The organism is Tenacibaculum jejuense (assembly GCF_900198195.1).
Taxonomy (GTDB): Bacteria; Bacteroidota; Bacteroidia; order Flavobacteriales; family Flavobacteriaceae; genus Polaribacter; species Polaribacter jejuensis.
This window is the reverse complement of the sequence record NZ_LT899436.1, coordinates 144,566-164,271: the sequence shown is the minus strand read 5'-3', so window position 1 is coordinate 164,271 and position 19,706 is coordinate 144,566. Positions and strand designations below refer to the sequence as shown.

The window sequence follows — 19,706 nt, the reverse complement described above, 5'->3', positions numbered from 1 at the left end:
AAACAAATAAAACTGTAATATGATTAAGCATAAGGGTCAAGAAATATTTTTAGACCTCACAGGTTTTTGAAATCTGACTTATAGGTAAAAATAAGCTTGCGTTAGGGATTGAAATGGCATCCTTTTGATTACCATTTCTGAATGACAGAAATGGTAATCAAAAGATATAGTGGAAAGCCCGACCCACAGGGAAACGCCAAAAAAATATTTACATATTTTTCTTTAATAGGCAGATTACTTCACTACTACTTCGAAAAACTCAGGAATCGTTTATAATATCTCAAAATATTACATTTTATAACTTTTAAACTTTAGAACTTTTAAACTCAAAACTATTATACCTAAATTTGCGCATCTAAAATTATCAAAAATGTATAGATCGCATTCTTGCGGTGAATTAAGAGCATCGCATATTAATACTGAAGTTACCCTTGCTGGATGGGTTCAAAAATCAAGAGATAAAGGTTTTATGATCTGGGTTGATTTACGAGATCGTTATGGAATCACACAATTGATTTTTGATGAAGAGAGAACTTCAAAAGATCTTATTGAAAAAGCAAAAACCTTAGGTAGAGAGTTCGTTATTCAAGTAAAAGGAACGGTAATCGAAAGAGCTTCTAAAAACCCTAACTTAGAAACTGGAGACATCGAAGTTTTAGTTTCTGACTTAACAATTTTAAACGATGCAAAATTACCTCCATTTACGATTGAAGATGAAACTGACGGTGGAGAAGATATTCGTATGAAATATCGTTATTTAGATATTCGTCGTAATCCTGTTAAAAACAGTTTATTATTCCGTCATAAAGTATCGATGGAAGTACGTAAATATTTATCTGACAAAGGGTTTATTGATGTGGAAACTCCATATTTAATTAAATCTACACCAGAAGGAGCGCGTGATTTCTTAGTGCCTTCTCGTATGAACGCTGGTCAGTTTTACGCTTTACCACAATCGCCACAAACATTCAAGCAATTGTTAATGGTTGGTGGAATTGATAAATATTTCCAAATCGTAAAGTGTTTTAGAGATGAAGATTTACGTGCCGATCGTCAACCTGAATTTACGCAAATAGACTGCGAAATGTCGTTTGTAGAGCAAGAAGATATTTTAGAGATTTTCGAAGGAATGACACGTCATTTATTAAAAGAGATTAACGGAGTTGAAGTTGATAAATTCCCAAGAATGTCTTTTGATGACGCTATGCGTTTATACGGAAATGATAAACCAGATATTCGTTTCGGAATGCAATTCGGTGAATTAAACGAAGTTGCACAACATAAAGATTTTAAAGTATTTAATAGTGCAGAGTTAGTAGTAGGAATTGCTGTTCCTGGTGCTGCTTCTTACACTCGTAAAGAAATAGATAAATTAATCGACTGGGTAAAGCGTCCGCAAGTTGGAGCTTTAGGAATGGTATATGTGAAATGTAACGAAGACGGAAGTTTTAAATCTTCAGTAGATAAATTCTACAATCAGGAAGATTTAGCAAAATGGGCAGAAGTTACTGGAGCAAAACCTGGAGATTTAATTTGTGTTTTATCTGGAAACACGAATAAAGTACGTGCACAATTAAGTGCATTACGTATGGAATTAGCTGAGCGTTTAGGTTTACGTAAACCAGATGAATTTGCTCCGTTATGGGTTGTTGATTTCCCTTTATTAGAGTTAGATGAGGAAACTGGACATTATCATGCAATGCACCATCCATTTACTTCTCCAAAACCAGGTCAGATCGAATTATTAGATACAGATCCAGGAGCTGTAAAAGCAAATGCTTATGATTTAGTTTTAAACGGAAACGAAATCGGAGGTGGATCTATTCGTATTCACGATAAAGAAACACAAGCAATTATGTTCAAGCATTTAGGATTTACCGAAGAAGAAGCGAAAGCTCAGTTCGGTTTCTTAATGGACGCTTTTGAATATGGTGCACCACCTCATGGAGGTTTAGCTTTTGGTTTAGATCGTTTGGTTGCTATTTTAGGCGGACAAGAAACTATTCGTGATTTTATTGCGTTCCCTAAAAACAATTCTGGTAGAGACGTTATGATTGATGCACCTGCAACAATTGATAATGGACAATTACAAGAATTGAGTATTCAATTAGATATTCAGGAGGAAGCTTAGGTATAGAAACTAGACTGTTTCGCTGTAAGAATCAAAAGAAAAGACTTTTAATTTTCGTTTTTAAAGCTTTAAAAATGAAAAAAGAATTCTATAAATAAAATCCCGCCTGGTGCGGGATTTTTTATTAATTTCCCTCTCTTAAAGCCAAATACATGTTTAAATATCTTACTGCTTTTCTATTTTTCCTTTTTTCAGTTTCAATTACTTCTCAAAATATTACAGGTAAAGAATTACTAGAAAAAACTATTCAATATCATGATCCAGAAGGAAACTGGAAAACTTTTAAAGGTAAATTAAACATTACCATGACTACACCTAATAGTTCAAAAAGAGATAGTGAAATTGAAATTGATTTACCTAATGAATTTTTTTCTGTAGAAGCAAAACGAGGCGAAAACACAACAAAATATACTCTTGATAAAGGAATTTGCACAATGTCTTTTAACGGCAATGAAAATCCTTCAGCAGCTGTAAAAAAAGAACACAAATTGAGTTGTGATAGAGCTCATTTATTTAAAAACTATTACACCTATTTGTATGGCTTGCCTATGAAGCTAAAAGATAACGGTACTATTATAGATAATAACGTTGAAAAAAGAACTTTTAAAGGAAAAGAATATTTGGTTTTAAAAGCCACTTACGATGCGAACGTAGGAAAAGATACTTGGTATTTTTATTTCAATCCGAAAACTTATGCAATGGAAGTATATCAGTTTTTCAAAGCAACTAAAGATAGCGGTGAATATATTTTACTTTCTGATGAAACAACTATAAACGGAATAAAAATGCCAAAAGTTAGAGCTTGGTATTACAATAAAAACGACGGCTATTTGGGTACAGATACATTAACTGAGTAAAAAAATTACAATGCTTAATAGTTAGCGTTTTAAAAATTTTCGTGTTATTTTTCTCTTATCTAAAGTAGTGATTAGAGCAGTAAAAAATCCTGTTGGTAGAACACCTACTGAAACTGTTTTTTCATTGGAATCTAAATTAGAATCCATTACTTTTTTTCCTTGGATATTATAGATTTCAATACGCTTTAAATTCAGATCTCCTTGTATTTCTAAAGTTTCTGAAACCGGACTAAATATTTGAATATTCTCTTCGTAAGAAAACTCATTAATACTTAAAGAACTACAATCACTTATAAGTTGTGTTTGAGCTGGAATCAAATCAAAATTCCTTTGTGCAAATGAAACGTCATCTACACAAATAAAATTTAAATTAGGATTTCCTTTATCAGCAAATATTCCTGAAGTTATAGAAGATCCTCCTCCAATACTATAGGAAACTGAACATCCTTGGTTTTTGGCTAAAGCTTGATTATTGCCGTTTTTAATTATGATATACTCTAAAAAAGAACAATCTTTAGCACTCAAACTACATAACCGTGGATTATTAGAGAAATCTAAACTAGTAAATTTAGTATCACTAACATTAATCGATTTTAAATTTGGTAGCAGTGAAAAATCTAAACTTGAAATTTTAGTATCTCTAAAACTCAGAAATTCTAACATAGAATTACTAGAAATTTCTAATGAATTTATTTTTGTAAAGTTGATTTCTAAATTTAATAAACTCAAATTATTCGAAACATCAATACTACTTAAATCGGTTCTTGAAACATTTAAAAGCTCTAATTTATTTAAGTTTGATACATCTATTTTACTTATTGATGTATTTGATATAGCTAAAGAAATTAAATCTTTGTTTGTAGATAAATTTAGTTCTGTAATGTCTGTAAAAGTTAAATCTAACAATTTAAGTTTAGTCTGGTTAGTTAAGCTAATACTTGTTATTGGGTTATTAAATAAATTTAACCTTTCAAGATTTTTAAACTCTTCTAATCCTGTAACGTCAGAAATTCTTTTTGCTGAAGCTATAATGTTTTTTGTAGCTAGAGCTTCAGAAATTTGAATTTCACTGTCATTGTTTGTATCAATTGATGGTGATTGTTGTAGTAATGCACTTTTAAAATTTGCATCAGGGAAATCGATGATTTGACTAAAGCCAATCTTTAAAGACAATATTGTAATTGTTAGTAGCAATCTATTTTTCATAATTTTCTTCAACTTTTTTTATTAGAGAATAACAAAAGTCGTTAAAATTATTTTTAAGTTCCTACTGATTAACAAATTATTTATTTTGTAACGTTAAGTGTTTATAGAAAAAAATTAAAACACATTCAATTTACTTGCTCATCTCAAATTTTATCGCCATTAAATGTTTAACATTTACACGTTCACCATCTAACTCTCCTGGAGTAAATTTAGGTAAGGATTTTATTAATCTAGAAGCTTCTTCTTCAAACAATTTACCTCCAATTGGTCCTAAAGTTACTATGTTTTTAACGCCTCCATTAGCATCAATTACAAAGCTACTCCATACAATTCCTTCAATATTTTTATCTTTTAAAGAAGCTGGATAAACCAAATTATCGTTAATATAGCTTTTAAGTGTTTCTTTTAAACCTCCTCTGTTCTTTTTATCAGCTAGTAACAAAACAGGCTCTTTAGTTGCTTCTCCAAGATATATTTCTTTTGTTATAACCTCTTTTGCAGGTTCCTTCATACTTTTCTTTAACGTTCTTATACTTTTTCTTAAGTTGGCATAATAGCTATTATTTCTAACTCTTAAATATCTATTTCTTTTTGGTAAAACAACTTCCTTCTTTTCTTCTACATGACATTTACTAATTGCATTTAATTCCATTAAAAGATCGTCTCCAGAAGAAGGGCTAGTACAAAGATCTTCTTGTGCGAATAATGTTAAACTTGATAAAATGCTAAAACTTAAAATTAATATTCTTTTTAAAATCATAATAAAGGTATTTAATAGTGGTTGTAAATTTTATTCTTGTTGATTTGTAACAACACTACAAATAACCTTCAATATCAATTCTTATTAAAAAAAACATAGATGAGAGGGAAAAATTAACGTTGAAAGGGAAAAAAATCAGTTGAAATTTCAGAGAAACCCTTTATTTATAGTATTTTAGGAATTTCATATTTTGTACTTACCGTTTATACTTCTATTTTACCACTCATCATATTTTTAACTAAAAAACAAGATTACATACCTAGTTTAGCTAAAAAAACTTTAATTATGATACGTTTACTTATACTACTTCTCTTATACTTTTTATCTGGTTTATTTTCTGTTTTTGCTCAGTCTGAAAAAAGACCACAAGATCCTGTAGCTCCATTTCCATATGAAGTAAATGATGTAACTTTTAAAAGTGGTAAAGCAGATTTTAAATTAGCCGGAACTTTAACCTTGCCTAAAGACAAAAAAAATCCACCTGTTGCTATTTTAATATCTGGATCGGGTCCACAAAATAGAAATAGTGAAATAAAACAGTTTAATCATCGCCCTTTTTTAGTATTATCGGATTATCTAACTAAAAATGGAATTGCTGTGTTACGTTTTGATGATCGCGGAATTGCCAAATCTGAAGGAAAATTCAAAGGAGCTACTAGTCATGATTTTGCTGATGATGTTTTAGGAGCGATTGCTTTTTTAAAAACCAAAGGAAATTTAATTGACACAAAAAAAATTGGCTTAATAGGACACAGTGAAGGTTCATTAATAGCTGCGATTACAGCTTCTCAAAGTAACGATTTAGCATTTGTTGTTTCGTTAGCTGGACCAGGAGTAGATGGGGTTGAAGTTCTATTAACACAATCTAGAAAAACTATGGAACTTAGAAATGTTCCTGCCGAATTCATTGATAAAAATGAAAAGTTGGCTGGTAAGATGTACGAAATTGCTCAACAAGGAAAAGATTCTTTAACTATTGCTACTAAAATTCATTCATTTTTAGCGGAACAAAAAAAATCAGATCCTAACAGTCCATTATTAATGCAGTTAACAAAACCAGTAATTGATGCTCAAATAAAAGCAATTAACTCAAAATGGATGTTGAACTTTCTTAGAACAGATCCTAAGGCATATCTTTCAAAAATTACTTGTCCGTTTTTAGCATTAAATGGTTCAAAAGATGTACAAGTACTTTCTCAATTAAATTTAAACGGAATAAAGACTGCTCTTAAACAAGCAAAAAATAAAGATGCAGAGTTTATTGAGTTAGATGGATTTAATCATCTATTTCAAAAAGCAAAAACAGGCAGCATTCAAGAATATGCAACCATTGAAGAAACATTTTCTGAAGATGCATTGGTCGTGATAAAAGACTGGATTTTAAAACGTTTTTAATCGCAGATTGATAACCAAGAATAATTCTTCAATACTTGTATCGAGGTAGTTCATTTCTGCTAAGAATAGTATCTTTACTTTAAGCGCTAATATTTTATGCATAAAAAATCGCAGCAATTCCTATTCTGGACTTTACAAATTGTAGGTTGGGGAATTCCATCTTTATTAAACGGATATGGTAAATATCTTAGCAATTCTGATAGATTGACAAAGAAATATATTATCATTGAAACTTTACTGTTTTTTATTTTAGGTGTTTTTTGGAGCACTATATTTAGAAACTATATAAAGAGTTTTTTACAATCCTTAAATACCTTAAAAAAAGAGTCTAGGAAAGTTATTATTGCCTATTTCACAACTTCTACAAGTTATGCTGTATCATTAATCGGTTTATCATACGTCGCTTATAATTTAGTTCATCAAAAAGGTTTAGATGCTAAAAATCATATTATGACAGTATCTACGTTCCTTAATATTTTCTTATTTATTCTTTTTTGGGCACTCTTTTACATCAGTATTAAAACTATTGTAAATTCTGAAAAGAGACGTGTTGAGTATTTAAAACTGCAAAGTTCTTTAAAAGACTCACAATTAAATACCTTAAAAGGACAAATTAATCCTCATTTTATGTTTAATAGTTTAAACAATATTCGCGGATTGATGTTAGAAGATGTAGAAAAAGCTAGAGATATGATTACTAGATTATCAGAATTGCTTAGGTATTCTCTTTCTAAGAGTAGTGATAGTACGATTAAAGTTAAAGATGAGTTAGAAATGGTACATAACTATATCGAACTCTCTTACATTCAGTTTGAAGATCGATTAACTTATATAGAAAATCTAGATCAAGACTTACTCAATCAAGAAATTCCTCCAATGATTATTCAAATGCTTATTGAAAATGCAATTAAACATGGAATTTCTCAGCAAAAAAAAGGAGGTGTTGTTCAACTTGATATTTCTGAAGAAGATAAAAATCTTTGTATTAAAGTAGCTAATACGGGTCAGATTGAAAAGGGAAAATCATCTACGAAAATCGGATTGAAAAATATTAGTGATCGTCTTCAGATTTTATATGGAAATAATGCTAGTTTCAATTTGAATGAGACGGAAGACCAAGTAATTGCTCACATAAAACTCCCATTATGAAAACTACTTTAAAAGCTATTATTGTTGAAGATTCTAGATTAGCAAGAAAAGAATTACAACTTTTATTAAAAGAGCATCAACTCATTGAAGTAATTGGCGAGGCAGAAAATGTTGATAATGCTTTTGAAATGATTAATACAACTTTTCCTGATATTCTATTTCTAGATATTAACATGCCAGAAAAAGATGGATTTGAATTATTGGAAATGTTAGATGAAATTCCAAAAGTAATTTTCACCACAGCCTACGATGAATACGCAATAAAATCTTTTGAATACAACGCATTCGATTATTTATTGAAACCAATTAATAAAGATCGATTACAAAAAGCTATAGATCGAATTGAAATAGAGGAAAACGTAGAGAAAAACCCTCAAAAACAGTTTACTCCAACGAGCCAAGTTTTCTTAAAAGACGGTGAAGATTGTTGGATGGTCGCCATACAAGACATAACACTTTTTGAAATTGTTGGAAATTACACTCGCGTATATTTCAAAGACAAAAAACCTTTGATTTACAAATCATTAAATAAAATAGAAAATAGATTACCTACAAACGCCTTTTTTAGAGTAAACAGACAACAGATTGTAAATTTAAATCATATTAAAAATGTAACTCCTTGGTTTAATGGAAAATTAAAATTCACTATGATAAACGCTACAGAAGTAGAAGTTTCTAGGCGACAATCTGTAAAGTTTAAACAAGATTTAGAACTCTAATTTTCTGAAAAATCATAAAATTAACCCGAAACATCAATCAATTAAAGATGAATAACTTAAATGATATTTTTGAACAAAAACAGCTGGGTAGTTTTCGTTGTACTTTTTAATCCATTCAGGATAATAATATTTAGCATCTAAAGTATCTCCTTTCCAAGTAAATTTAGCAAAAGGTTTTCCTTTTTCTGGAACATGTTGTAACCCGAAATCATCTCCTAGACCACTTTTAAATTTACAATCCATATCTTGAGACCATATGAGTTCTACTTCAGTATCAGAAATAACTTTTACTGGATACGTATAATGACATTGTCCATGTAAACGCAATACAATTCCTTTTTTAGAAATACCCATTAAATACCAATCACTAAACATAGAATAATAATCGGAATTAATTAAAAATCCACTAAATACATATCCTAACCTTTTTGTATTTGTTTCTTTATTTAGAAATTCTGTTTTATACCAATAGCCTTCAATAGGATATTCGCCTTCTTTATCTTTATATTTCATTTCTATATCGGTCTTTTCAAGAATGGTTATCTCATTACCATAATCAAATTTACCAATTACATCACCATAAGAAGCTGGCTGATCACGAATAAGTAAACCATTTTCAGCAAAAACTTTATAAGTATTACTTGGAGCAATTTTAGGTTTGTATATGTATTTCTTTCCATTCCAAACAAGAATTTCATCACAATCAATTACCAAATCATTAACTCCGTTCGTTTTAGAGGCTAAAACACCAACTCTTTTAGCACTTCTTTTCGGAATTTGTATTCTTTGAGGGTTACCTCTGTACAAACGCATATCAAAATCATCAAATCCTTTGGTAATTTTATTATAGGTTAAAATCAATTGATCGCCATAACCATCATTATCAAAATCAAAATCGATATATTCTCTAGCCTCAACTACTGATGAATCATCGATAAGCTCTTGACAGCTGACCTCTTTGATTGCTTCTCTTTTACTCACTTGATCTACAGAAACTCTTTTCCATTGATAATCTTCAAGCACAAAAGTTTCCTCTTTATCATTACAAGAAAGTTGTTCTGTATTACTATAAATACTAGTTGCATGCGTTTCTATAGTAAAATGAAATTTTCCTTCTTTCAGTTCCATTTCTATTCCGTTCCATGCTTTTCCTACTGCTTCTGTTCTTTGAAATTTCTCACCATCATAGGTAATTATAAAATAAGAACTCCCTTCATGACTCAAATAACTGTATTCCCCTTTATTATGACAACCTTTTCTGTCTTCTAATAAAATATCTAAAGCTCCATCGTTGTTAAAATCATCCTGTAATTGAATGTATAAGTAAAGGTTCTCATCATAATCAACAATCACTTGTTCTTTACCATCTACACTCGCTAGTAATTGTTTACTACAATGATCTTCTCCTTCATTCAATTGATAAGAAATAGTAACGTTTTTCTGTGTTAAAGTCTCTTCCTTATTCATTTTACAAGACATAAACATCAGAATAAAAGCAAAAAGAATAGTGTACTTAAAAAAATCCATTGATTGTATACTTTAAATAAAGTATAATGATAGTAAAAAACACCAAGAATTAATGTTACGATTAAAGTATCGCTCGAACTGAATTAATATTCGTATTGAAAATTTGTGACTTTTACATTTTTTTGTTGTCTAACAAGTAGGTTCATAGTTGTTCGGGGGGACACTATTGAAAAAAATTAGTCTTAACTGTATTGTTAAGACTTTTTTTGTGAATTATTTATTTAATTTTCCTCTAGCACTTTTATTACTTTATCTGGAAAATCTGTAAAACATCCATCAATATTAGCTTCGAAAAGCAACGTATTTACATGTTCTTCAAATGAAGAAAAATCACCTAATTGATCTGCTCTAAACGTATATGCATGAACTTTTAAACCTAATTTATGAGCATCTTCAACTAAAGAAGTAAATTGCCACTTATCATCAACCTTTTTATCAATTATTTGCTTATACCAAGGTCCTATTCCGTCTGCATAAGTTGCAAAATGTTGTAGATTCTTCGTTTCTTCAGGAAATTCTATCAGTTGAATTAAGAATAAATCAGATTTTAAATCTTTACGAATACGCTCTAACTCTTTAGCATCAAAGCACTGAAAAATGCATTTATCAGCTTTTGTTTTGTAACCGTATTCTGAAAGAATTTCTAAGGTTATTTTTACAATATCTTTTCCATTTTCGTGATGAAATGCTGGGTCTTTTATTTCTGGATAAATTCCAATATGATTGCCTGTACTTTGATTTAAACCTTGAATTAACTCAATTTCTTGTTGAAATGAATGCAATCTAAAATTTCCTTTTCCTTTGGGAAAGCGATTTGGGTAAAATTGTTTTCCTGTTTTATGATCGAATCGCTCATATACTTTTAATTGTTGAATTTCCTCAAAAGTGAAATCAATTACATAATAACGTTCATCTTTTCTTTTTCTATCCGGAAATACTTCAGCAACATTGGTTACTTCATCTAAATGAATATCATGAATCACCACAGGAACATTGTCTTTACTTAATACCAAATCTTGTTCTATATAATCTGGATGCATTGCATAAGCCATAGCTTTGGCTTCCATTGTATGTTCTGGTACATATCCTGACGCTCCACGATGAGCTACAACAATTTTTTTCTCCATAGTTTTTGAAATTTGTTTTTCACTGGTTTTACATGAACATAAGATTAAAAATATTAGCGATAAACTAAAAAGTTTCATAAATCTAAGTATTTGACTTTTAAAATATAGACTGTTCGGTTTCTGTTGTGAAGGCTTCTAAAAATTTCATTCCTCGGTATGAATTCCCTTTTTCATTCAGTTTCGGACTCCAAACTGTTATACAATATTTATCAGGATAAATCGCAACAATTCCTCCACCTACACCACTTTTTCCAGGTAAACCAACTCGAAAAGAAAACTCTCCAGATTCATCGTAAAAACCACAAGTTTGCATAATTGCATTCACTCTTTTAGTCTTACTTAAACTTAATACTTTGCTTCCTTTTGATGTCGTAAAATTTGGATTAGCCAAAAACATAAATACTTTTGATAATTCTTGACAACTCATTTCGATTGCACAGATATGAAAATAAAAGTCCAATACTTCTTCAGGTTCATTTTCAATATTTCCAAAAGATTTAATAAAGTTACACAAAGCTTTGTTTCTGTATCCAACAGAAGCTTCAGATTTTGCAACTGCTTCAGAGTATCTAATTTCACTCGAACTGCATAATTCTCTAACTGCTACTAAAAAATCTTCTTTAGGATTTTCATAATAGCTCACCAACATATCACAAATAACCATAGCGCCACTATTCATAAAAGGATTTCTAGGAATTCCTGCGTCAGATTCTAATTGAACAAGAGAATTAAAAGGCGTTCCCGAAGGTTCAACATCAACACGATCCCAAATTTTATCTCCAAAGATTTGATACGCGATACTTAGCGACAAAACTTTTGAAATACTTTGAATGGAGAATTTTGTTTGCCAATTTCCTACACCATATTCTTCATTTTTTGTAGATAAAAAACAAACACCAAAGTTTTTTGCATCTACCTTAGCTAATTCTGGTATATATGTAGCTATTGCGCCTTTATTTTCTTCTGAAGCTATGGTTATATATAAATTTTCTAAAACTTGTTTATAATCGATTGTTTTTTCTTCTAAACTCATCTGGCTCTTTTTAAAACTTTTTGGTAAGCCAATGTAAAACAATTTATTTGAGTTCTAATTCATGAGAGGAATACTTTTTAACTAAAAAACGACTACTTTAAAAGTAGTCGTTTTTTAAAATATAATGCGTTTTTAATTAATACGCTCTTTTATTATTTCCTTCGTAGAAATTAATAAATGCCTCATTAACTACTCTATGACCTCCAGGCGTTGGGTAATCTCCTGTGAAGTACCAATCTCCTTTATGATCTGGACAAGAATTATGTAAACCTTCTACAGTTTGGTAAATGATTTCTACATCTGCATTTACTTCTTCAGTTTTTAACATTTCAGCAATTTTAGCTGAAATTTGCTCATGTGTAAATGGAGCGTAAATTTCTTTTACAAAGTTTACTATGTCTTTATCTTCATTTAATCTTTGAGCTTTACATTTTTCGTAAACTTCACCAACAACATGATATTGATCTGTTTCTTTTAATAATTCTAAAGCGGCTTTAAAAGCAATGAAGTCTCCTATTTTAGCCATATCGATACCATAACAATCTGGGTAACGAATTTGTGGTGCAGAAGAAACAACAACAATCTTCTTAGGTGATAAACGATCTAAAATTCTAATAATACTTTTCTTTAGTGTTGTTCCTCTAACAATACTATCGTCTATAATTACTAAATTATCTGTAGGTTTAACTACACCATATGTTACATCGTAAACATGAGCTACTAAATCGTCTCGACTGTTATCATCTGCAATAAACGTTCTTAATTTAGCATCTTTGATTGCTATTTTTTCAAAACGTGGTCTTTCCGATAAAATTTCAGTTACCCTTTGAGCAGAAAGCTTTCCACCTCCTGCTAAAATTTCAGCTGTTTTTTGTTGATTTAATACATCTTCAGCAGCTTCCATCATTCCGTAAAAAGAAGTTTCTGCTGTATTTGGAATGTAAGTAAAAACAGAGTTTGAAATATCGTCATTAATAGACTTTAAAACTTCAGGAAACACAAACTTTCCTAAATTTTTTCTTTCTTGATAAATATCTGCATCACTACCTCTAGAAAAGTAAATACGTTCGAAAGAACAAGATAACTTCTCACGCTTTTTCATTACTTTTTCTACTGTAGTTTTTCCATTTTTCTTAATGATTAAAGCTTTACCTCTTGGTAATTCCTTTACTTCATCGATAGGAACATTAAATGTAGTTTGAATTACTGGTCTTTCTGAAGCCACCACTACAACTTCTTCGTCTTCATACCAAAATGCTGGTCGAATTCCTGAAGGATCTCGTAATACAAAAGCATCTCCATGACCTAATAAACCTGCCATTGCATAACCACCATCCCAATTTCTAGAAGAACGCTTTAAAATTCTCTGAATATCTAAATGTTCTTCAATAAAAGGAGAAGCTTCTCTTTTATTAAAACCAGCTGCTTTTGCTTTTTTGTATGTATCTGCAACTTGATCTTCTAAAAAATGTCCGATCTTTTCCATTACAGTTACGGTGTCTGTAGCTTCTTTAGGATGTTGACCTAAAGTAATTAACTCTTTCATTAACTCTTTAGAGTTTGTCATGTTAAAGTTTCCTGCTACAATTAGATTTTTATGTTTCCAATTACTCTGACGTAAAAACGGATGTACATTTTCAATACTATTTCCACCAAAAGTACCGTAACGAACGTGTCCTAAGAAAAGATTTCCGATATATGGCATGTTCTCTTCTTGCCAAGCTACATCATCTAATTTATCTTCATTTTTCTCAAAAATATCATTGATTCTATTGTTGATTTGACCAAAAATATCTTGAATTGGTTGATTTTTATTGGAACGAATTCTACTAATATATCTCGTTCCTGGTTCAACATTGTATTTAATACTAGCTAAACCAGCACCATCTTGTCCACGATTATGTTGCTTTTCCATTAACAAGTATAACTTGTTTAAACCGTAAAAAGCTGTACCGTATTTTTCTTTATAAAATTGAAGCGGTTTCTTTAACCTAACTAATGCGATACCACATTCGTGCTTTAAAAAATCACTCATTATTCTTCTTTAAGTTGTGTTGTGTGTTTGAAACAAAAATCCGCGCAAAAAAGCGCGGATTTTCTATACTAATTCTATATTAAATTGTGTCAGTTTCTTAAAAGCTTCTAAACGATTTTGAACTTCATCTTTGGATAATTCTTCCATACGTTGTGTTCCAAATTTTTCAACACAGAAAGACGCCAAATTAGATCCATAAATAATCGCGTTCTTCATGTTTTCGAAAGAGTAATTTCCTGTTTTAGATAAATATCCACAGAAACCTCCTGCAAAAGTATCTCCTGCTCCAGTTGGATCGTAAACTTCAGCTAATGGTAAAGCTGGTGCAAAGAACATATTATCATCATTAAATAATAAAGCTCCGTGCTCTCCTTTTTTAATCACCACATATTTTGGTCCCATTTCGTGAATTTTCTTAGCAGCATTTACTAAAGAATATTCTCCACTTAACTGACGAGCCTCTTCATCGTTAATTGTAATTACATCAATTCTCTTTAACACTTCATGTAAATCACTTAATGCAATGTCCATCCAGAAATTCATTGTATCTAAAACAACTAATTTCGGACGCTCATTCATTTGATCTAAAACTGAAGCTTGTGTTAATGGATGCAAATTCCCTAACATTACCACTTCAGCATCTTTAAATGCATCAGGTACAACTGGTGTAAAAGTTTCTAAAACATTTAGTTCTGTAACTAAAGTATCTCTAGAGTTCATATCATTGTGATATCTTCCACTCCAAAAGAAAGTTTTACCATCTTTTACAATCTCGATACCAGTAGTATCAATTCCTTTGTTCTGCATCATATCTAAATATGATTGAGGAAAATCTCCTCCTACTACAGATACTACTCCTGTTTCTACTCCAAATTGTGAAGCTGCTAAACCAACAAAAGTTCCCGAACCTCCTAATATTTTGTCAGTTTTACCAAAAGGTGTCTCTATTGCATCAAAGGCAACAGTTCCAACCGCTAATAGTTTACCCATTTATTAATTTTTATCAGTAATTTTGCACAATAACTGCACAAAACAATTTGTAAAGTGCAAAAATAGTTCTAAAAAATGACTATCAAAGAAATACAAGAAGAAATTATTGATGAGTTTTCAATGTTTGAAGACTGGATGGAGCGATACGAGTATATTATTGAATTAGGTAAATCATTACCTCTTATAGCAGAAGACTATAAATTAGATGAAAATTTAATCAAAGGATGTCAATCGAAAGTTTGGATGCATTCTGCAATTAATGGTGATAAAATTACCTACACAGCTGATAGTGATGCTATTCTTACAAAAGGAATTGTTGCGTTATTATTACGTGTATATTCCGACCAAACTCCAAAAGCAATACTTGAAGCTGACACAAAGTTTATTGATAAAATTGGATTAAAAGAACATTTAAGTCCGACTAGAGCAAACGGACTAGTATCTATGGTAAAGCAAATTAAAATGTATGCTATTGCTCAGCAAGCAAAAATTTAATAATGAAAAAGTATTTTTTGTTGCTCATTGTATTAATACATATATCATGTAATGATTCTGAACAATCTGAGCAAATAGAATTAAGCAAAGTGCCTTTAAAATCAATTAATATTGATTACTACCAAGGTCGTGAATATTCAAAATATGAAAAAAATTATAGCTATGATGAGGACAATAGGTTAATAAGGACTGATATTATTAGTGATGAAGAACTAGTTGAATATTATATTTTTTCTTATGAAAATGATAAAATAGTTCTTATAGAATATTTTAAACGAAATCAATTATTTGAAAAAATTGAATTAAGCTATACTGTTGAAAACATAACAAAAATTAAAAACTCAACTTATTTATCTAGTGGAATTGTAACTTTTGAAAAAGAAATCATTTACAATTCTAATAATAAAGTAGTACAGGTATTTTCTACTTCAGGAAGCCCTAATTATTCTGAAATAAATGAATTTATTACAGATAATACTGTAAAAATTAATCAAACTGGAGAATATATATCTGGTTATAAAATAGTAAAATACGACAATTTGAATAACCCATACTCAAGAATACCATACTTTAAACCTATTTTTAAACTAAATAAAAGTGTTGCTGAAGGTGTTTCTAATGGATTCTTTGAAAGACTTGGTATTGGACGGCCTAATACAAACAACGTAATAGAGCAACAAAAATTTAAGGATAATGGAGAACTGTCTTTTGTTGATACAATTGAAAACAGTTATGATGGAAATGGATATTTAGTAAAATCTTCCTTCAAAGCTGGATTAGGAGGACATACTTACATTACCGAATATTTTTATAAAGAACTTTAATATTATGACAGACGAACAATTAGAAGATTTAGGAGATAAAATCGTTAGAGTTTTAAAAACTATTTACGATCCCGAAATACCAGTAGATATATACGAACTAGGGTTAATTTATGATGTTTTTGTATCTGAAGAAAATGATGCAAAAATTTTAATGACATTAACTTCACCTAACTGTCCTGTTGCAGAAACGTTACCTATTGAAGTAGAAGACAAAGTTAAAACGTTAAAAGAAATTAACGATTGTGAAGTTGAAATCACTTTTGATCCTACTTGGACAAGAGAAATGATGAGTGAAGAAGCTAAATTAGAATTAGGAATGTTATAAAATGGCAGACGAAATAGTAAATAGAGTAGCCAACAGTAAATTAGTAACTTTTGATCTTGAAGATTATTATGTTGAAGGAAAGCGTGTGCTTTTTGATATTTCTGATTGGTTATTTGAAGGTTTATTACTTAAAGAAAAAGATTTTAGGGAACATGTGAAAAATCACGATTGGTCTCAGTATGATGGAACTTATGTTGCTTTGTATTGTGCTACTGATGCTATTATTCCTTCTTGGGCTTATCTTTTAGTTTCGACAGAATTAAATCAATTCGCAAAAAAAGTAGTTATTGGAAATTTAGAACTATTAGAGACTGTTCTTTTTTCAGAAATCATAAATACGTTACCGTTAGATATATTTCAAGATAAACCTGTAATTATTAAAGGTTGTAGTAACAAACCAATTCCTGAAAGTGCATATCCTCTATTAATTTCAAAAATTCAACCTGTGGCAAAATCCATCATGTATGGAGAAGCTTGTTCAACTGTGCCTTTATTTAGAAAAAAGTAATACTTCAATATATAAAAGAGAATTTAACTATCCTGATTATTGAAAGCAGTATAATAACTTAAGGTTTTGAAATAACAATTAAAACCAAAAAAATAGAGCGTTCTTCGATCGAAGAACGCTCTATTTTAATATCGGCTAAAAGATTAACCTAAAGTCACTACTGTTTCACAAAGTTCTAAATCTTCATGAGTAGGACGATATTTTTTATAAGGATCAAATTGTTTGCATTTGCGATTCATAGTAGGTTCACCTCCTCCAGTTACTAATACTTGTTGTTCTTTTTCTAAAACTTTCACATTTTTTAAATTAAAAATACTTTTCATTATCATTATTTTTTTAGTTAACAGTAACTAAAATAAAGTAAAAAATTAATAGAAAAGCTTTTTTGTGAACTTTTAACACTTTTAAGAATATTTAATTAAAAAACACATATGCATTACTTTTCAGTTCTAGTTGAATACGAGAAATGAAGAAACAAAACTAGAATTAAGAATAGTATAATGTAAATAATTAAAAGTAGATTTATAAGTTTTTCTTTTTTGAACTAACAGGGTCTGTTTTTGCAGAAACTATAAATACCTTATCTTTAGGCACTTTTTTAGGATAAATCTTTAATTATTAATGATTTTAGTAATAAGTGAGTTCCTAAAATATATACCTTCTATTAATTTCAAAAATTCAATCTGTAGTTAAATCCATCACCTATGGTGAGATCTACAGTTCCACTATTTTGAAAAGAAATGAATATTATTGTTTTTATATGAGAAAAGTATTATTGTTTTTTTGTCTTAGTGTAAGTTTTTTTGTTTTCTCTCAAGAACAAGAAAAGAAAAAGGATAGTATTCCAAAAGATTGGAAGTTTAATACAAAAATTACTTTTCTTCTAAACCAATCTACTTTTTCTAATTGGACAGCTGGTGGAGCAAATACGGTTGCAGGTAATATAAATATCGTTCAAGATTTAAATTATAAAAAAGATAATTGGAACTGGGATAACAAAATTACTACCAATTATGGTTTAAGTTATGTAGACGACAAAGGAACTCGTAAAACTGATGATCGATTAGAGTATAATATGTTATTGGGTTACAAATCTAAAAACTATTGGTACTTTTCTTTTCTTAGTAACCTAAGAACTCAATTTACTAGAGGTTTTGATTACACAAAAGACCCTAAAGTTGTAATTTCTGATCCGTTTTCACCTGCTTACTTAAGTTTTGGACCAGGAATGTTATGGAAGAAATCTGAAACTAAATATGTAAATATTACGCCATCTGCTTCTCGTTTTACTTTTGTATCTGATAAGTTTTCTGGTCGTTTTGGTGTTGATGAAGGTAAAAACTCTAGTTTTAGTTTAGGTTTTAATCTTTCTTCCTACTACAAATTTAATTTGGCAAAAAATATTTCTATGGAAAACATTTTTGCACTTTATTCCGATTATTTAGATCAACCTGAAAATATTGATATCGACTATCAAATCAACCTGTTAATGAAAATTAACAAGTATTTATCTACCAATTTGGGCTTCCATACTATTATTGATGATAATGCTTCAACTAGAGTTCAATTCAAGCAATTATTTGGACTAGGATTAAATTATGTTATATAATTAAGTGACTTTTTAGATATATATTTGTCTTAAGTCTATTAGAGACGAATATCATAAAATCAAAATAATTAAAAAACATGAAAAAATTAGTTATAGCTGTAGCTTTATTAATAAGTAATTTTTCATTTTCTCAAACTGTTGAAGAATTAAAAGCTGAAAAGTCTAAGAAAGCTGCCGAAGTTGCAAAATTGCAAGGAGAGGTAGATGCATTACAAGCGAAAATTGATGCTTTCCCTGGTTGGAAGTTTAGTACATTTGGAACAATCGGAGCCAATTTCTCTGGGTTTAACGATTGGTTTTCTAATGCTGTACCAAACTCATCTGCAGGTAACATCGGAATTACAGTAAACGGAACTGCAAATTTAGATCGTGAAAAGTATTTCTGGAGAAACTCAGGAAACTTGAATTTAGGTTGGGTAAAAATTGATGATAAAGACGACCCAAATGATGATACTAATTTCCGTGGAACTACAGATGTGTTCACAATTACATCTTTATTTGGTTATAAATTAACTAAAACCTTAGCCGTATCTACTTTAGGAGAATATAGAACTTCTTTTATTGAAAACTTTAATGACCCTGGGTATTTAGATGTAGGAGTTGGTGCTACTTGGACTCCTTTAAAAGAATTAGTAGTTGTTGTTCACCCGATTAACTACAACTTTGTATTTAGCAGTTCTGGTACATCATTCGATTCTTCTTTAGGTGCTAAAATTGTTGCAGATTATAATAGAACAATTGGAAAACTTAAATTTAGATCTAACTTTTCTACATTTCAGAGTTATAAATCTTCTGATTTATCAAACTGGACTTGGATAAACTCTTTAGGGTTTAATATTTGGAAAGGAATTGGTGTAGGATTAGAATCTGGTTTAAGAAACAACAGACAAGAAACGTTTAATTCACCATTAACTAGCTTTGCTAGCTTAGAAAGTACTCCAACTAGACTTCAATCATACTGGTTATTAGGTTTAAGTTATGCTTTCTAACACGAAAATTTAACAAAATATACGCCC

The 19,706-nt window shown here is 30.0% G+C and carries 19 protein-coding genes; 11 read left to right on the top strand and 8 right to left on the bottom strand.

From position 1 onward, the window contains the following. Positions 1-370: 370 nt before the first annotated feature. Positions 371-2,131 carry an aspartate--tRNA ligase gene (gene aspS, locus AQ1685_RS00725; protein WP_095068822.1) on the top strand — a complete coding sequence of 587 codons (1,761 nt, stop codon included), beginning with the start codon at positions 371-373 and terminating at the stop codon, positions 2,129-2,131. A gap of 152 nt (positions 2,132-2,283) precedes the next feature. Next, complete coding sequence (locus AQ1685_RS00720; RefSeq protein ID WP_095068821.1) at positions 2,284-2,988, top strand: DUF6503 family protein; 705 nt, start codon at positions 2,284-2,286, stop codon at positions 2,986-2,988. Positions 2,989-3,009: 21 nt separating this feature from the next. On the opposite strand, the gene AQ1685_RS00715 is transcribed toward AQ1685_RS00720, so the two are convergent. After that, positions 3,010-4,194 carry a leucine-rich repeat domain-containing protein gene (locus AQ1685_RS00715; protein WP_095068820.1) on the bottom strand — a complete coding sequence of 395 codons (1,185 nt, stop codon included), beginning with the start codon at positions 4,192-4,194 and terminating at the stop codon, positions 3,010-3,012. Between the two features lie 130 nt (positions 4,195-4,324). Then, a complete protein-coding gene (locus tag AQ1685_RS00710) occupies positions 4,325-4,954 on the bottom strand; it encodes an energy transducer TonB (protein ID WP_095068819.1) in 630 nt (209 codons plus the stop codon). A 285-nt stretch (positions 4,955-5,239) separates the two neighbouring features. Here AQ1685_RS00710 and AQ1685_RS00705 point away from each other — a divergent pair, with 285 nt between their 5' ends. The 3 genes from AQ1685_RS00705 to AQ1685_RS00695 all read left to right on the top strand — a co-directional run bounded on the left by AQ1685_RS00705 (position 5,240) and on the right by AQ1685_RS00695 (position 8,217). Next, complete coding sequence (locus AQ1685_RS00705; RefSeq protein ID WP_095068818.1) at positions 5,240-6,349, top strand: alpha/beta hydrolase family protein; 1,110 nt, start codon at positions 5,240-5,242, stop codon at positions 6,347-6,349. Between the two features lie 96 nt (positions 6,350-6,445). Then, positions 6,446-7,498, top strand: a complete 1,053-nt coding sequence (locus AQ1685_RS00700; RefSeq protein ID WP_095068817.1) for a sensor histidine kinase — start codon at positions 6,446-6,448, stop codon at positions 7,496-7,498. Beyond that, positions 7,495-8,217: a LytR/AlgR family response regulator transcription factor gene (locus AQ1685_RS00695; RefSeq protein ID WP_095068816.1), complete on the top strand. Its 723-nt coding sequence runs from the start codon at positions 7,495-7,497 to the stop codon at positions 8,215-8,217. The genes AQ1685_RS00700 and AQ1685_RS00695 overlap by 4 nt, the downstream gene beginning before the upstream one ends. Positions 8,218-8,250: 33 nt before the next feature. On the opposite strand, the gene AQ1685_RS00690 is transcribed toward AQ1685_RS00695, so the two are convergent. From AQ1685_RS00690 to AQ1685_RS00670, 5 genes are all read right to left on the bottom strand, one after another. Then, the gene (locus AQ1685_RS00690; RefSeq protein WP_231970229.1) at positions 8,251-9,684 is read right to left on the bottom strand and encodes an SH3 domain-containing protein; all 1,434 of its coding nucleotides are present in this window, start codon (positions 9,682-9,684) and stop codon (positions 8,251-8,253) included. 281 nt (positions 9,685-9,965) lie between these two features. Further along, complete coding sequence (gene glpQ / locus AQ1685_RS00685) at positions 9,966-10,949, bottom strand: glycerophosphodiester phosphodiesterase (RefSeq protein WP_095068814.1); 984 nt, start codon at positions 10,947-10,949, stop codon at positions 9,966-9,968. A gap of 19 nt (positions 10,950-10,968) precedes the next feature. Continuing rightward, a complete protein-coding gene (locus tag AQ1685_RS00680; RefSeq protein ID WP_095074972.1) occupies positions 10,969-11,883 on the bottom strand; it encodes a glutaminase in 915 nt (304 codons plus the stop codon). 157 nt (positions 11,884-12,040) lie between these two features. Then, positions 12,041-13,939, bottom strand: coding sequence for an amidophosphoribosyltransferase (locus AQ1685_RS00675; RefSeq protein ID WP_095068813.1), 1,899 nt, complete (start codon positions 13,937-13,939; stop codon positions 12,041-12,043). A gap of 63 nt (positions 13,940-14,002) precedes the next feature. Beyond that, positions 14,003-14,929, bottom strand: a complete 927-nt coding sequence (locus AQ1685_RS00670; protein ID WP_095068812.1) for a PfkB family carbohydrate kinase — start codon at positions 14,927-14,929, stop codon at positions 14,003-14,005. A 75-nt stretch (positions 14,930-15,004) separates the two neighbouring features. Here AQ1685_RS00670 and AQ1685_RS00665 point away from each other — a divergent pair, with 75 nt between their 5' ends. Genes AQ1685_RS00665 through AQ1685_RS00650 form a run of 4 tightly spaced genes read left to right on the top strand, consistent with a single transcriptional unit; the run spans position 15,005 to position 17,081 of the window. Further along, positions 15,005-15,424, top strand: coding sequence for a SufE family protein (locus AQ1685_RS00665; RefSeq protein ID WP_095068811.1), 420 nt, complete (start codon positions 15,005-15,007; stop codon positions 15,422-15,424). 2 nt (positions 15,425-15,426) lie between these two features. Beyond that, positions 15,427-16,248, top strand: a complete 822-nt coding sequence (locus tag AQ1685_RS00660; RefSeq protein WP_095068810.1) for a hypothetical protein — start codon at positions 15,427-15,429, stop codon at positions 16,246-16,248. Between the two features lie 4 nt (positions 16,249-16,252). Beyond that, positions 16,253-16,573, top strand: a complete 321-nt coding sequence (locus AQ1685_RS00655; RefSeq protein ID WP_095068809.1) for a DUF59 domain-containing protein — start codon at positions 16,253-16,255, stop codon at positions 16,571-16,573. Between the two features lies 1 nt (position 16,574). Further along, entirely contained in the window at positions 16,575-17,081 is a 507-nt protein-coding gene (locus AQ1685_RS00650) for a DUF2480 family protein (protein ID WP_095068808.1), read from the top strand. Positions 17,082-17,224: 143 nt separating this feature from the next. On the opposite strand, the gene AQ1685_RS00645 is transcribed toward AQ1685_RS00650, so the two are convergent. Continuing rightward, the gene (locus AQ1685_RS00645; protein WP_095068807.1) at positions 17,225-17,404 is read right to left on the bottom strand and encodes a hypothetical protein; all 180 of its coding nucleotides are present in this window, start codon (positions 17,402-17,404) and stop codon (positions 17,225-17,227) included. Between the two features lie 437 nt (positions 17,405-17,841). On the opposite strand from AQ1685_RS00645, the gene AQ1685_RS00640 reads away from it, so the two are divergent. Both AQ1685_RS00640 and AQ1685_RS00635 read left to right on the top strand, forming a co-directional pair. Further along, positions 17,842-18,690 (top strand): DUF3078 domain-containing protein, encoded by an 849-nt coding sequence (locus AQ1685_RS00640; RefSeq protein WP_095068806.1) that lies wholly within the window; start codon positions 17,842-17,844, stop codon positions 18,688-18,690. Positions 18,691-18,767: 77 nt separating this feature from the next. Then, positions 18,768-19,679 (top strand): DUF3078 domain-containing protein, encoded by a 912-nt coding sequence (locus AQ1685_RS00635; RefSeq protein WP_095068805.1) that lies wholly within the window; start codon positions 18,768-18,770, stop codon positions 19,677-19,679. The last annotated feature ends 27 nt before the right edge of the window (positions 19,680-19,706 follow it).